The following is a 13,783-nucleotide window of genomic DNA, read 5'->3' on the forward strand; positions in this document are numbered from 1 at the left end:
GATGATGAAGGACCGCTTCACCCCTGTGGAGGGAGAGTCCCGAAAGTGACTTGCAGGATCTGGCTGTTCCCGGGGAGACGATGAGCAGCCACTTCCTGCAACTCACCTTCGGCGGGGTCGGGGTCGGCGGGGTCGGGGTCGGCGGGGTCGGGGTCGGCGGGGTCGGGGTCGGCGGGGTCGGGGTCGGGGTCGGGGTCGGGGTCGGCGGGGTCGGAGTCGGCAGGGTCGGGGTGGCCAGCGCGACTATCGGGACGGTGGCGGCCGCGGCCACAGCGCCATGCGCGGCGGGAACCGTCAGACGCGACGAAAAGAGACGGCCTGCCCTGGACGCACCTGAGCGAAAACGTCAAGCGCGTTACGGGAGACCACGCCGATCACCGGGTACCCGCCCGTGACCGGATGGTCGGCGAGCAGCACCGTCGGGAGGCCGGACGGCGGAACCTGGATCGCGCCGGCCACCATGCCCTCGCTCGGAAGCTCCGCATCGACAGCGCGTTCGAGGGGAACGCCGGCCAGGCGCGCGCCCACTCTGTTCGAAGCCGCGTCGATGCGCCACTCGGCGGAGAAGAACGCGGCGACCGCGGCATCCGTAAACCAGTCGTCGCGGGGGCCCAGCGAGACAGGAACATCGACACGCTCATCGGTGGGCGGACCCCATGGCGCAATCTCGAGAACGGGAACCTCCGTGCGCGGCGGCGCCCCGACCGTCAGCTCGTCGCCCGCCATGAGAGGGCCGGGCCCCAGCTCTGACAGCACGTCGCGCGAGCGAGACCCGAGCACGGGGGCGACGTCGACGCCGCCCCGCACCGCGAGATACGGGCGCAGACCGTGTGTCGCGGCATCCACGCGAATCAGCTGACCCGCCTGCGCTCGCACGGCGGAATTCGGGTCAACCGGCTCGCCGTCCACCATGATGGGACACCATGCTCCCGTGACGGCGAACCAGACGTCGTCGTCAGCGCGAGCCTCGAATCCGCCGACCGTGATCTCGAGGCCTGCCGCACGCTCGCCATTGCCCACGAGCCGGTTGGCGAGCGTGAGCGCGCCGCGATCGAGCGCACCGGACGGGGGAACGCCGATGTGAGCGAACCCCGGCCGGCCGAGGTCTTGCACGGTCGTGAGCGGCCCGGGCTCAACGACGATCAGCCGCGTCATGGCGCCTCCCGAAACGAGACCGTCGCTCCGGGTTCGAGAAGGGCAGGATGCTGCCGCTCGACGTTCCACAGTTCGGCGTCCGTTCGGCCGATGAGCTGCCATCCGCCGGGCGACGACCGCGGATAGACGCCCGTGAACTCGCCGGCGAGAGCGACGGATCCGGCCGGAACGTGCGTGCGCGGCGTTTCGCGACGCGGCACCGCCAGACCGTCATCGTCGGTGACGAGATACGCGAAGCCAGGAGCGAATCCGCCGAACGCGACACGCCACGTCGCCCGAGTGTGTCGCGCGATGACCTCACGCTCGGACATGCCGGTCAGACGCGCGACTTCGGCGAGATCGGCGCCGTCATAGCGCACGTCGATGTGCACGAGCGCTGTCTCGGAGACCTCGGCGTCAACCGGTTGCGCATCGTCGAGCCACCGTCGCACCGCCTGCACGTCGTGCGGACGCTCGACGGTGACGAGGATGGTGCGTGCCGCCGGAACAACATCGACGACGGAGCCGGGCCGGTCGACGAGGCCACGATGCAGCGCCATGACGTCGTCGAGACTCGCGCACTCGACAAGCAGCGCCACATCGCCGACGCGGCGGATGCTGCGGGACGCCGCCTGCATCACACGACCGCCGCGATCTCGATGCCCGCGCGCCCGAGCGCTGCCCGCACGTCGGCGGCCATGCGCACCGCGCCGGGGGTATCGCCGTGCACGCACAGGGAGTCGACGTCGAGCGACAGCCGCTCCCCCGTCACCGCGACGACCTCGCCGTGAGCGACGATCCCGACGGCACGTTCGGCGACAGCATCCGGCTCAAGCAATGCACCCTCGTCGCCACGCGGAACAAGAGAGCCGTCGCGCGCGTAGCCGCGATCGACGAATGCCTCGCGAATGAACCGCAGACCCCGTTCGGATGCTGCGGTCGCGATGCTCGACTGCGGAAGCCCCATGATCGGCAGGGCTCCGCGCGATGCCACCGCCGCAGCAACAATGTCGGCGCGCTCGGCGTCGCAGGCGATGCGGTTGTACAGCGCCCCGTGCGGCTTGATGTAGCTCACCGCTCCCCCCGCGGCATACGCGATCTCGCTCAGCGTCTCGATCTGCTCGACGATGTCGTCGGTGAGCGTCGCGCGGTCGATCTCGATGTCGGTGCGCCCGAAGCCCGTGCGATCGCGGTACGAGACGTGCGCGCCGATTGCGACGCCATGCTGCACGGCGAGATCGCACGTCGCGCGCATGCTCGCCGCGTCGCCCGCGTGAAAGCCGCACGCGACGTTAGCGCTCGAGATGTGCGGGAACATGGCGGCATCGTCTGCCGTCGGCTGCCCGTCGACGGTCTCACCGAGGTCGCAATTGAGATCGATGCGCACACCTCAAGGCTAGCGCGGTGCCCGCGCGGGGTTCTGACCGTTGCGGTCGTACTGGCGCCGCGGCGCACTAATACGTCCGCAAGGTTCAGAAGACGTGGGCGCCCGGGGGGATCCCCGGCGCCGGAAGGACCAGCGCCGTAGACTCGCGAGTGTGAGCGAGAATCCGTCGATCGTGCTGTCGGGCAGCGGCCTGGCAGCATCCATCGAGCCTGATGCGTATGTCGACGGCGCCTATCAGCTGGTCGTTGACGGCACGCCGCAATCGCACGTGAACATGACCGATCCGCGCGAGCTGTTCTTCGAGTACGTGCGCCGCATCGGCCACGTCGTCGACCTCGTTCGCTCCCCCGCGGCTCCCATCACCGCTGTGCACCTCGGCGCCGGCGCGCTCACGCTGCCTCGCTACGTCGACGCCACGCGTCCGGGTTCGCGGCAGCAGGTGATCGAGCTCGAGCGCGACCTCGTGGATTTTGTGCGCGAGCACCTGCCGTGGCCCAAGCGCGCCCAGATTCGCGTGCGATACGGCGACGCCCGCGAGGTGCTCGGCCGCCTTCCGGCCGGTCTGCACGGCACTGTCGACCTCGTGATCAGCGACATCTTCAATGGCGCGCAGACCCCTGCCCACGTGACCAGCACCGAGTTCTACGCGATGGTCTCTGCGCTGCTCTCGCCCGACGGAATGCTCGCCGTCAACGTCGCCGACGGGCCGGGTCTTGCGTTCGCCCGCGGTCAGGCCGCAACGCTGAGCGAGGTGTTCGGCGAGGTGGCTGCCCTCGCCGACACGCAGATTCTCAAGGGACGTCGCTTCGGCAACGTCGTGCTCGTCGCCTCGCGGTCGATGCTGCCGCTCGACATGGTGCCTCGACTTCTTGCGGGAGGACCGTATCCGGCAAAGCTCGTCGCGGGCCGCGAACTGCGGGACTTCATGGCAGGCGCTCGCCCGGTGTCTGACGCCGAGGCGACGCCGTCTCCTGAGCCGTCGCGCACCGTGTTCGGACTGTGACCATGCCATCGAGAGCATATTCCCAGCGGATGCTGTCGAGCGCAGCGCTTCTGGCAGCATCCGCTCTGCTTCTTACGGCGTGCACGAGCACAGAAGTGCCGACCGATCCTCGCGCTTCCGCGTCCGCCGACAGCGGCGCGCCAGGAATGCCGAGTGGGGAATACGACGTTCTCGCAACGAACCTCGACGCACCCTGGTCGGTGGTCCCTCTCGACGGCGGCGCTCTTCTCTCGCTGCGCGATGCCGCGCAGATCGTGCATCTCGCCGCGGGCGGCGCCCTCAACGTCGTCGCGACGGTCGACCAGGCAGCGCCCGGAGGTGAGGGCGGCCTGCTCGGCCTCGCACTGCACGACGACGATGGCGACGCGTGGCTGTACGCATATGTCACGACCGCGAGCGACAATCGCATTCTGCGCTACCCGGTGACCGGGCTGCCCGATGATCCGCAACTCGGAGCCAGCACAGTCGTTCTCACCGGCATCCCGAAAGCCTCCATTCACAACGGCGGTCGCCTCGCATTCGGGCCCGATGGCATGCTGTACGCCACGACGGGAGACGCGACCGGGGGCGAGATCGCGCAAGACATCGACTCGCTCGCGGGCAAGATCCTGCGCATGACCCCCGACGGGAGCGTGCCAGACGACAATCCGATCGACGGTTCGCTCGTGTACTCGCTCGGGCACCGCAACCCGCAGGGACTGGCGTGGACCGATGACGGAACGCTGTGGGCCAGCGAGTTCGGCCAGAACACGTGGGACGAGCTGAACATCATCGAACCGGGAGCGAACTACGGCTGGCCTACCGTCGAGGGCATCGCCGACGACGACCGCTTCGTCGATCCGGTGCTGCAGTGGTCGACGGCCGAAGCGAGCCCGAGCGGTCTCGCGGCGATCGGCGACACGCTGTACATGGCGGGGCTGGGTGGCGAACGCCTGTGGGTGATCGAGACGGAGGCCGACGCCCCGACGGCATCCGCGTTCTTCGTCGGCGAGTTCGGTCGCGTGCGCGACGCCGTGGCGACAGCATCCGGATCTCTCTGGCTGCTGACGAACAACACCGACGGCCGGGGAAATCCGGGCGCCGATGACGACAAGCTGATCGAGGTGCGCATCAATGCGAGCCGATCGGGTTAGCCTCGAAGTCGACAGCGGCCGTTTCGGGGCACAAAGGGGGAGAGCACTCTGAGCATCATTTTGGGCTATGACGCCGCGAGCCTTCGCGAGAAGGTAGACCTGAAGGCCGTCGGCGAGCGCCTCGACGAGCTCGGCAACATGCGCAGTCTTGAGGCTCTGTGCGAGAAAGCGTGGCTGCTGAAGGTCGCCGGCCAGCTCGACGATGCCCTCGATGCCGCGAACGCCGCCGTGCGACTCGCGAGGTTCACGGGCAACCGCCGCGACCTCATGAGACCGCGGATGCTGCGCGCGCAGGTTCTGCAGTTTCGCGCTGAGTTCGAGCCCGCCCTTCATGAGCTGAACTCCCTCATCGAAGAGGCGCACACGCACGAGTGGATGCTGTACGAGGCGTTCGCTCTGCAGCACAGGGGCAAGGTGTACTTCGATCAGAAGGAGTACGAGCTCGCACTCGAGGACTTCCGCACCGCGGTTCAGCTGCGGAGGGACGCCGGGGCGTCTGAGGAGCAGATCGAGTCATCGCTCATTGCGATTCGGGCTGCGGAGTCGCACCTTTCGCTGTAGCCGGAGCGTTGCGCGGCGCGATCGAGCGCGCAATGTCGGTGACGTGCCATACCGTTAAGCCATGGCAGATCTTGGTCGAGTCAGAGTATGGGCTGACGCGCTCATCTCTCTGCATCTCGACGCGTCGTGGAGCTTCGCGTTCGACAATGCGAAGAAGCGTGCCGGGCTGTGCAATTTCACCGCGAAGCGCATCTCGGTCTCGCGATATCTCGCGTCGCGGTACGACGACGACGAGATCCATCAAGTGCTTCTGCACGAGGTCGCGCACGCGCTTGCCGGTCCGAAAGCCGGGCACGGCCCCTCGTGGAAGCGCATCGCCAGAGACATCGGGTACGTCGGGCAGCGACTGCACCGCGGTCAGATCGCGGATGAGCTCGCACCGTGGGTCGGCGAATGTCCGCGCGGCCACCGCCTGTATCGCTACCGGGCTCCCACCAGGCGCGCCTCGTGCGGCGAGTGCTCTCGCCGGTTCGACCCGGCATTCGAGATCGTCTGGACGAAGCGTGTCATTTCGCCCGATGCGCGGCGCAAGGCGGCCCTCAGCGCCTCGTGACGCGGTCAGTCTCGCCGGAACGCGAGCGGGTCGGCGAGCAGCGGGGCGAACGCGAGCTCGGCGGCGCCGATCATGACGCGCCGCGATCGAAGCCGGGCGCGCGCGAGCACGACGGATCGCGAGTGCGCCGACATGGAGCGGAGCGTGAGCTCACCGCCCAGACGCTCGTCTGACACCGTCAGCAGCGCACCGAGATAGCCGCCGAGAACGACGACCTCGGGGTCGAAGATGTTCACGAGGTTCGAGAGCGCGATGGAGAGAAACCCGAGTTGGCGCCGCACCTCTTCGAGCACGGCCTGGTCCCGGGTCACTCCCAGTTCGATGTCGAGCTCGTGCTCGTCTGCGCGCGTCAGCCCGAGCAGCCGCAGCAGGCTCTCGAGATTGACCTCGGTCTCAAGGCATCCCGTGCGGCCGCAGTGGCAGCGTGTGCCGTTGCTGTTGACCATGACGTGCCCGAGCTCGCCGGCGAACCCGGACGTTCCGCGCAGCGGCTGACCGTCGATGATCACTCCGCCGCCGATGCCCGACGCACTGCCGTCGACGAAGACGAGATCTTTGGCCCCCTTCGCCGCGCCGAACAGGTTCTCGGCGATCGCACCGACCGTCGCGTCGTTGGCGATGAAGACGGGAAGCTGAAACGCCTGCGCCATGGGGGTCGCAAGGTCGACGTCTTTCCAGCGCAGCTGAGGGGCGTTGACGATCCGCCCGCTCGCCGCGCTCACGAGCCCTGGCACGGCCACGCCGACGCCGACAAGGTCGTACGACTGCTCGATCTCGCCCCGCATGCCTTCGACGATGGAATGCGCCGCACGCACAGCCTCGGCGGGGCTGGGAATGCGTGAGCTGTCGAAGCGCACGCTTCTGATGATCTCTCCGCCGAGGCCGATGAGCCCGATCGCGACGCTGTTGTGCTCGGGGTTGACGGTGATCGCCGAGAGGCGCGGCTCTGGGTGCACGCGAAGACTCGGCCGGCCGATCTGGCCGACAACGGTCTCGGGCTCACCCTCATAGGCGAGTCCCGCCTCCACGAGCTCGGCGACCAGCACAGCGATCGTCGAGCGGTTGAGACCTGTTTGCCGTGTGAGCTCTGCCCGACTGCACCCGCCGTTGCGGTGCAGAATCTGCATGAGCATCGACAGGTTGAACCGGCGAAGCTGATCGTTGCTGGTTCGGGAACCAGAAGAGGGAGCAGCGCGATCCGGCACGACGGCCTCGCGATGGGTCATCGCGCTGCTCCCCTCTGATCCACTTTTTGCGTTCAAGCCCCTTCGAGACTATCCGGCGCTGCCGCGCTTCTTGTTGAAGATATCGAAGGCGACCGCAAGCAGAAGCACAAGTCCCTTGATGGCCATCTGCCACGCAGCATCCACCGAGAGAATCGACAGTCCCATGTTGAGCACGCCCATGACGAGCGCACCGATCACGGCACCGACGACCGTTCCGACGCCGCCTGTGACGGCCGCACCGCCGATGAACACGGCAGCGATGGCGTCGAGCTCGTAGTTCGTACCGGCCGAGGCGACCGCTCCGCCGGCTCGCGCCGTCGAGACGACTCCGGCGAGACCGGCGAGAAGACCCATGTTCGTGAGGATGAAGAAGTCGATCCACTTGGTCTTCACACCACTCATCATCGCCGCGAAGCGGTTGCCGCCAATCGCGTACACGTGGCGCCCGAACACCGTGTTGCGCAGCAGGAAGGTGTACGCCAAGATCAGCACCGCGAGAATGATGAGAATGTACGGCGTGCCCGCGTAATCGCTCAGCAGCCACGCGAGAGCGAGAATCGCCACCGACGCGATCCCCAGCTTGATCCAGAACGAGACGAGAGGCTCGCGAACCAGGTCGAGGCGGCGCTGCGCAGCGCGAGCACGCGCCTGCTGCAGCACCAGAAGGGCGACGGCGACGACGCCGAAGACGAGAGTGAGAACGTCACGCCCGCCGAGTTCGCCGAGCCAGCCCGGGAACCAGCCCGCGCCGATCGCGACGAAGCCCTCGGGAAGACCACTGATCGTTCCGCCGGTCAGCAGCACGAGCGTGAGACCGCGGAACAAGAGCATTCCCGCGAGCGTCACGATGAACGCCGGAATCCCCACGAACGCGACCCAGAATCCTTGCCACGCGCCGACGAGCGCTCCGACGGCGATGGCGACGATCGCGGCGAGCCACCACGGCAGGCCCCACTGCTGAATCGCGATCGCCGAGATGGCTCCGACCATGGCGACTACCGAGCCGACAGACAGATCGATGTGCCCGCCGATGATCACGATGACCATGCCGACGGCGAGAATCAGCACGTAGGCGTTCTGCTGAATGAGGTTGTTGATGTTGCCGGGGAACAGCAGCCGGCCGTCGGTCAGAACCTGGAACAGCACGATGATGATCGCCAGTGCGGCGAGAATCCCGTACTGCCTCAGGTTGACCGAGATCGTCGGCCGCTTGCGCGGCTTCTTCTCCGGCGCCGGCGTCTTGGGCGCCGTCATTGTCGAGGTGCTCATGCCCTCAGTCCTTTCCCGCTGTCATGTACTCCATGAGCACTTCCTGCGTTGCATCGGCGCGAGCAACCTCGCCCGTGAGCCGTCCTTCGGATATTGCGTAGATTCGGTCGGCCAGCCCCAGCAGCTCGGGCAGCTCCGATGAGATGACGACGACGGCCTTTCCCTGCGCCGCCAGCTCATTGATGATTCCGTAGATCTCGTACTTCGCACCCACGTCGATGCCGCGCGTGGGCTCGTCGAGAAACAGCACGTCGGGCCCCGTGAAGATCCACTTGGAGAGCACGACCTTCTGCTGGTTTCCACCCGAGAGCTTTCCCGTGATCGCCGAGACCGACGGCGCCTTGATGTTCATCTTCTCTCGGTACGAATCCGCGACCTTGTGCTCGCGATTGCGGTCAACGACGCCCGCGCGCGAGAGTTTCGCCAGGGCTGCAGACGAGACGTTCTCCGAGATGTCCTTGATCAGGTTGAGCCATAGCGTTTGCGGTCTTCTGTCGCGTACGCGATGCCGTGGCTGATCGCCTCTCCGACCGATCGCGCCTGGATCTCTGTGCCGTTCTTGTAGATGCGCCCCGAGATCCGCGTGCCGTATGAGTGCCCGAAGACGCTCATGGCCAGCTCGGTTCGCCCGGCGCCATGAGGCCGGCAAAGCCCACGATCTCTCCGGCGCGCACCGAGAAGGATGCTCCGTCGACAACCTTTCGGCTCGTGTCGACGGGGTGATACACGGTCCAGTCCTCGACGCGCAGCACTTCGTCCCCGATATCGGGATCGCGCGGCGGGAAGAGGTTGTTGAGATCGCGACCGACCATGGAGCGGATGATGCGGTTCTCTGTCGCGTCGGGCTCCGACATCGAGAACGATTCGATCGTCTTGCCGTCTCTGATGATCGTGACGCTGTCGGCAATGCGCTTAATCTCTCTGAGCTTGTGCGAGATGATGATGCTCGTGATGCCCTGGTCGCGCAGCTGCTCGATCAGACCCAGCAGGTGCGCCGAGTCTTCGTCGTTGAGGGCCGCTGTCGGCTCGTCGAGAATCAGCAGCTTCACGTTCTTCGAGAGCGCCTTCGCGATCTCCACGAGCTGCTGCTTGCCCACTCCCAGCTCGAGCACGGGCGTTGAGGGGTTCTCGCGCAGGCCGACGCGGGCGAGCAGCTTTGCCGCCTCGGCATTCGTCGAGTTCAGTCGATGACGCCGCGCGTCTGCTGCTCGTTTCCGAGAAAGATATTCTCGGCGATGGAGAGGTAGGGGCTGAGGGCAAGCTCCTGGTGAATGATGACGATGCCGTCGCGCTCGCTGTCGTTGATGGAGCGGTAGCCGACGTCGTGGCCGTCGAACTGGATGCTGCCCGTGTACGTTCCGGCGGGGTACACACCGCTCAGCACCTTCATGAGCGTCGACTTTCCTGCGCCGTTCTCGCCGCAGATGCCGTGGACCTCGCCGCGGTGAACGTCGAGCGAGACGCCGTCGAGCGCCTTCACCTGACCGAACGAGATGGCGATGTCCGACATCGTCAGAATGCTTGATGACTGCATAGGGACTTCTTTCCGTGTCAAGGGAGAGGGAACGGATGCGGCCGGTGCGCGTGCACCGGCCGCATCACGATCACAGTCCGACGTCAGAGGCGTCGATGAAGCCCGAGTCGATCAGCTTCTCCTGGACATTCTCCTTCGTCACGACCTGCGGCTCGAGCAGGTACGAGGGAACGACCTTCTTTCCGTTGTCGTAGGTCTCGGTGTCGTTGACCTCGACCTCGTCGCCGGCGATGATCGCCATGATCATGTCGCGCACGGTGTCGCCGAGCTGGCGCGTGTCCTTCCAGACGGTCATGGACTGCTCGTCGTCGAGGATCGCCTTGACGTTTGCCTTGTCAGCATCCTGTCCCGTGATCAGCGGATAGTCCTCGCCCGGGGTGTAACCGGCGGACTTGAGCGATGCCTCGATGCCGATCGCGAGGCTGTCGTTCGGCGACAGCACGACGTCGACCTTCTCGTCGCCCGTGTAGGAACGATGTCAGGCGGTTGTCCATCTCGGCCTGCGCCTTGTCAGACGCCCAGCCCTGGATGCCGATGGAGGCCCAGTCGTCGTTCGACTTCGGTGCCTTGCCGCTCGGAACCTCGAGCTGACCGTTCTCGACGTAGGGAAGAAGAACGTCCCATGCGCCCGAGAAGAAGAACTTCGCGTTGTTGTCGTCGGGGCTGCCCGCGAACGGCTCGAGGTTGAACGGGCCCTCGCCGTCGGCGAGACCCAGCTGCTCCTCGATGAACTCGCCCTGCAGCTGGCCCACGCGGTAGTTGTCGAACGTCGCGTAGTAGTCGACGTCTTCTGTGCCGTTGATCAGCCGGTCATACGAGATCACGACGGCGTCCTGCGTCTTCTTGGCCTCGCTCAGAACGGGAGAGAGAACTTCTCCGTCGATGGGAGCGACGACGAGAATCTTCGCGCCTCCGGCGATCTGGTTCTGAATCTGGCTGATCTGCTTGTTCGTCTTGTTGTCTGCGTACTGCAGGTCGACGGTGCAGCCTTCGTCCTTGAGGAGCTTCTCGAGGTGCTCGCCGTCGTTGATCCAGCGCTCGAGCCGAACGCGTGGGCATCGAGATGCCGACGTTGCAGTCGACGGCGCCCGCCTTCGGTCGAGCCTTCGGCCTCAGACGAGCATGCGGCGAGACCCGCAGCCATGAGTCCGACGGCCCGAGGCGAGGACCTTCTTGGTGATGGACATGTGTTGATTTCCTCTCTGAAATGCGATCACGTCGTCAGCCGCGCACGGGAGCAATTCGCGGTGCCTCTGCTCGCTTTCGATCCGTTGTTGCGGGGTCTGCATCGAACGCGGCTTTGTTGACGGAGAAAAACATAGCCGAGATTCTTCGCTTTGTCTACGCCGCCAACAAAGAGAATCCGGTGCAGCTTCGGCGGATTGCAGGGTCAAACTCGCTCGAGAAGCGCCAATCTGGCGTGAAAAAACCTTTTGTTTGCGTTACGCACCAAAGGCGCGTGCGTGATCTTCGAAACTGCACGGGTGAGCGACGGCGGCCCGACGTCGGCCGTGGGTGGGGGCGGACGCCGGACGGTCCTGCTTCGCAGCGGGCTTTTGCGAACAGCATCCGTGCTCTAATATGTTGTGTAGATCGACAAATCATCGATGGTGCTGACACAGACGGAGTTTTTCATGAGCCTCACCCCCACACGCGACGACAAGTTCTCGTTCGGACTCTGGACGATCGGATACAACGGAACCGACCCCTTCGGCGGCCCGACCCGCGCTCCCCTCGACGTTGTTCACGGCGTCGAGAAGCTCAGCGAGCTGGGTGCGTACGGGCTCACCTTCCACGACGATGACCTCTTCGCCTTCGGGTCGACCGACGCCGAGCGCCAGACGCAGATCGACCGCCTCAAGCAGGCCCTCGCCGACACCGGAATCGTCGTTCCAATGGTCACGACGAACCTGTTCTCGGCTCCCGTCTTCAAAGATGGCGGCTTCACCTCAAACGATCGCGCCGTGCGCCGCTTCGCCCTGCGCAAAGTGCTGCGCAACATTGACCTCGCTGCCGAACTGGGCGCGAAGACGTTCGTCATGTGGGGCGGCCGCGAGGGCGCAGAGTACGACACCGCGAAAGACGTTCAGGCCGCCCTCGAGCGCTACCGCGAGGCCGTCAACCTGCTCGGTCAGTACGTGACCGACAAGGGGTACGACATCCGCTTCGCCATCGAGCCCAAGCCGAACGAGCCCCGCGGTGACATTCTGCTGCCGACGCTCGGCCACGCACTCGCATTCATCGAGACGCTTGAGCGCCCAGAGCTCGTCGGCATCAACCCCGAGGTCGGCCACGAGCAGATGGCGGGCCTCAACATGACAGCGGGCATCGCGCAGGCGCTGTACCAGGGCAAGCTGTTCCACATCGACCTCAACGGCCAGCGCGGCATCAAGTACGACCAGGACCTCGTGTTCGGCCACGGCGACCTGCAGAACGCGTTCTCGCTCGTCGACCTGCTCGAGAACGGCGGCCCGAACGGTGGCCCGCGTACGACGGGCCGCGCCACTTCGACTACAAGCCGAGCCGCACAGAAGACGAGTCGGGCGTGTGGGAATCGGCCGCCGCGAACATGCGCACGTACCTGCTGCTCAAGGAGCGCGCTGCAGCGTTCCGCGCCGATCCCGAGGTGCAGGAGGCGCTGAAGGCCGCACGCGTCGACGAACTGTCGACGCCGACGCTGGGCGACGGCGAGAGCTACGACGCCCTGCTCGCGGACCGCACGTCGTTCGAGGACTTCAACGCCGACGCCTACTTCAACGGCAAGGGTTTCGGCTTCGTGAAACTGCAGCAGCTGATGGTCGAGCACCTCATGGGCGCCGCGGCTAGCAGCATCCGATGTGTCGTGCGCGACCGTTCCCAGGCGAGCGAGCGGAGCGGTCGCGCGCGGCATCCACTTGTCACGAGAGGCACACACATGGCGCTGGTCGCGGGAGTCGATTCGTCGACGCAGAGTTGCAAGATCGTCATTCGGGATGCTGCGACGGGCGCCGTCGTGCGCCGGGGTCGCGCCTCGCACCCCGAGGGAACAGAAGTCGCACCCGCCGCGTGGTGGACGGCGCTGCGCGAGGCCATCGCCGACGGCGGCGGACTCGCGGATGTGTCGGCGATCTCGGTCGCCGGTCAGCAGCACGGAATGGTCGCGCTCGACGCCGAGGGAAACGTGATTCGCGATGCGCTGCTGTGGAACGACACGCGCAGCGCCGACGCCGCTCGCGACCTCATCGCCGAGGTCGGTGCCGAGGAATACGCGCGTCGGGTCGGCGTCGTTCCCGTCGCCTCGTTCACCGCGTCGAAGCTGCGCTGGCTGCGCGATGCCGAGCCGGAGAACGCACGTCGTGTTGCCGCGGTCGCGCTGCCGCACGACTGGCTGACGTGGCGGCTGCGCGGATACGGTCCCGCCGGAGACTCCCCCCTCGGCCCCGATCTCAGTCAGCTGACAACGGATCGCTCCGATGCCTCGGGAACCGCGTACTGGTCAGCCGAGCGCGGTGAATACGACACGGAGCTCTTCGAGCTCGCTCTCGGCCACAGCGCTGTTCTGCCCCGCGTCCTCGCCCCCGGAGAGACGGCGGGCACGACTCCCGAGGGCGTCGTCGTGGGAGCGGGCGCCGGCGACAACGCCGGCGCCGCGCTTGGCCTGGGCGCGGTATCGGGAGACGTCATTGTCTCGATCGGCACCTCGGGGACCGTCTTCGCGGTCACCGACACACCGGCGCGCGATGCCTCCGGCACCGTCGCAGGTTTCGGCGTCCGCGGACGGCGCGTACCTTCCGCTCATCGCAACCTCAACGCCGCGCGGATTCTCGACGCGGTCGCGCGGCTGCTCGACGTCGACCACGCCGCGCTCGGCGAACTCGCACTCGACGCCGAACCTGGCGCGAACGGGCTCGTGCTCCAGCCCTACTTCGAAGGCGAGCGCACGCCCAACCTGCCGAATGCCACGGCGACGCTCTTCGGCATGACGCTGAGTTCGGCCACCCGCC

13 protein-coding genes and 3 pseudogenes are annotated in these 13,783 nt (G+C 66.4%); 6 read left to right on the forward strand and 10 right to left on the reverse strand.

Annotation, left to right across the window (positions count from 1 at the left end; genetic code table 11):
• Positions 1-294: 294 nt before the first annotated feature.
• From ATJ78_RS15675 to ATJ78_RS15685, 3 genes are read right to left on the reverse strand one after another with little or no spacing between them, the layout of a single operon-like run.
• Positions 295-1,155 (reverse strand): 5-oxoprolinase subunit C family protein, encoded by an 861-nt coding sequence (locus tag ATJ78_RS15675; protein WP_098409091.1) that lies wholly within the window; start codon positions 1,153-1,155, stop codon positions 295-297.
• Positions 1,152-1,772, reverse strand: coding sequence for a 5-oxoprolinase subunit B family protein (locus ATJ78_RS15680; RefSeq protein WP_098409092.1), 621 nt, complete (start codon positions 1,770-1,772; stop codon positions 1,152-1,154). Before ATJ78_RS15680 ends, ATJ78_RS15675 begins: the two co-directional genes overlap by 4 nt.
• Positions 1,772-2,515: a LamB/YcsF family protein gene (locus ATJ78_RS15685; RefSeq protein WP_098409442.1), complete on the reverse strand. Its 744-nt coding sequence runs from the start codon at positions 2,513-2,515 to the stop codon at positions 1,772-1,774. The genes ATJ78_RS15680 and ATJ78_RS15685 overlap by 1 nt, the downstream gene beginning before the upstream one ends.
• 157 nt (positions 2,516-2,672) lie before the next feature.
• Here ATJ78_RS15685 and ATJ78_RS15690 point away from each other — a divergent pair, with 157 nt between their 5' ends.
• The 4 genes from ATJ78_RS15690 to ATJ78_RS15705 all read left to right on the forward strand — a co-directional run bounded on the left by ATJ78_RS15690 (position 2,673) and on the right by ATJ78_RS15705 (position 5,771).
• Positions 2,673-3,524: a spermidine synthase gene (locus tag ATJ78_RS15690; RefSeq protein ID WP_098409093.1), complete on the forward strand. Its 852-nt coding sequence runs from the start codon at positions 2,673-2,675 to the stop codon at positions 3,522-3,524.
• 2 nt (positions 3,525-3,526) lie between these two features.
• Entirely contained in the window at positions 3,527-4,657 is a 1,131-nt protein-coding gene (locus ATJ78_RS15695; protein ID WP_098409094.1) for a PQQ-dependent sugar dehydrogenase, read from the forward strand.
• Positions 4,658-4,717: 60 nt separating this feature from the next.
• The gene (locus ATJ78_RS15700; protein WP_245836141.1) at positions 4,718-5,218 is read left to right on the forward strand and encodes a tetratricopeptide repeat protein; all 501 of its coding nucleotides are present in this window, start codon (positions 4,718-4,720) and stop codon (positions 5,216-5,218) included.
• Between the two features lie 61 nt (positions 5,219-5,279).
• Positions 5,280-5,771 (forward strand): SprT-like domain-containing protein, encoded by a 492-nt coding sequence (locus tag ATJ78_RS15705; protein ID WP_098405744.1) that lies wholly within the window; start codon positions 5,280-5,282, stop codon positions 5,769-5,771.
• 5 nt (positions 5,772-5,776) lie between these two features.
• Here the strand turns inward: ATJ78_RS15705 and ATJ78_RS15710 are convergent, their stop codons facing one another.
• The 7 genes and pseudogenes from ATJ78_RS15710 to ATJ78_RS16260 all read right to left on the reverse strand — a co-directional run bounded on the left by ATJ78_RS15710 (position 5,777) and on the right by ATJ78_RS16260 (position 10,831).
• Entirely contained in the window at positions 5,777-6,997 is a 1,221-nt protein-coding gene (locus tag ATJ78_RS15710) for an ROK family protein (protein ID WP_098405745.1), read from the reverse strand.
• Positions 6,998-7,045: 48 nt separating this feature from the next.
• Entirely contained in the window at positions 7,046-8,266 is a 1,221-nt protein-coding gene (mmsB, locus tag ATJ78_RS15715) for a multiple monosaccharide ABC transporter permease (protein WP_098405746.1), read from the reverse strand.
• 4 nt (positions 8,267-8,270) lie between these two features.
• Positions 8,271-8,732, reverse strand: coding sequence for an ATP-binding cassette domain-containing protein (locus tag ATJ78_RS16150; protein ID WP_245836415.1), 462 nt, complete (start codon positions 8,730-8,732; stop codon positions 8,271-8,273).
• Positions 8,729-8,878, reverse strand: a complete 150-nt coding sequence (locus ATJ78_RS16155; RefSeq protein WP_245836419.1) for a hypothetical protein — start codon at positions 8,876-8,878, stop codon at positions 8,729-8,731. Before ATJ78_RS16155 ends, ATJ78_RS16150 begins: the two co-directional genes overlap by 4 nt.
• Positions 8,875-9,800: pseudogene (locus ATJ78_RS16160) on the reverse strand (ATP-binding cassette domain-containing protein). Before ATJ78_RS16160 ends, ATJ78_RS16155 begins: the two are co-directional and overlap by 4 nt.
• A gap of 70 nt (positions 9,801-9,870) precedes the next feature.
• Positions 9,871-10,242, reverse strand: coding sequence for a substrate-binding domain-containing protein (locus ATJ78_RS16255; RefSeq protein WP_342744807.1), 372 nt, complete (start codon positions 10,240-10,242; stop codon positions 9,871-9,873).
• On the reverse strand, positions 10,136-10,831 hold the full coding sequence (locus ATJ78_RS16260) for a substrate-binding domain-containing protein (RefSeq protein ID WP_342744811.1): 696 nt from the start codon (positions 10,829-10,831) through the stop codon (positions 10,136-10,138). The genes ATJ78_RS16255 and ATJ78_RS16260 overlap by 107 nt, the downstream gene beginning before the upstream one ends.
• Before the next feature lie 603 nt (positions 10,832-11,434).
• Here ATJ78_RS16260 and xylA point away from each other — a divergent pair.
• A pseudogene (xylA, locus tag ATJ78_RS15730) lies at positions 11,435-12,618 on the forward strand (xylose isomerase); the annotation flags it as partial.
• A gap of 96 nt (positions 12,619-12,714) precedes the next feature.
• Positions 12,715-13,783: pseudogene (locus ATJ78_RS15735) on the forward strand (FGGY family carbohydrate kinase); the annotation flags it as partial.

Source organism: Paramicrobacterium agarici (assembly GCF_002563955.1).
Lineage (GTDB): Bacteria > Actinomycetota > Actinomycetes > Actinomycetales > Microbacteriaceae > Paramicrobacterium > Paramicrobacterium agarici.

Excerpts from the sequence above, each read along its gene's own strand:
- ATJ78_RS15675 (WP_098409091.1), bottom strand. The coding sequence starts at position 1,155 with ATGACGCGGCTGATCGTCGTTGAGCCCGGGCCGCTCACGACCGTGCAA.
- ATJ78_RS15705 (WP_098405744.1), top strand. The coding sequence starts at position 5,280 with ATGGCAGATCTTGGTCGAGTCAGAGTATGGGCTGACGCGCTCATCTCT.
- ATJ78_RS15710 (WP_098405745.1), bottom strand. The coding sequence starts at position 6,997 with ATGACCCATCGCGAGGCCGTCGTGCCGGATCGCGCTGCTCCCTCTTCT.
- ATJ78_RS15680 (WP_098409092.1), bottom strand. The coding sequence starts at position 1,772 with ATGCAGGCGGCGTCCCGCAGCATCCGCCGCGTCGGCGATGTGGCGCTG.
- mmsB (WP_098405746.1), bottom strand. The coding sequence starts at position 8,266 with ATGAGCACCTCGACAATGACGGCGCCCAAGACGCCGGCGCCGGAGAAG.
- ATJ78_RS15695 (WP_098409094.1), top strand. The coding sequence starts at position 3,527 with ATGCCATCGAGAGCATATTCCCAGCGGATGCTGTCGAGCGCAGCGCTT.
- ATJ78_RS16155 (WP_245836419.1), bottom strand. The coding sequence starts at position 8,878 with ATGAGCGTCTTCGGGCACTCATACGGCACGCGGATCTCGGGGCGCATC.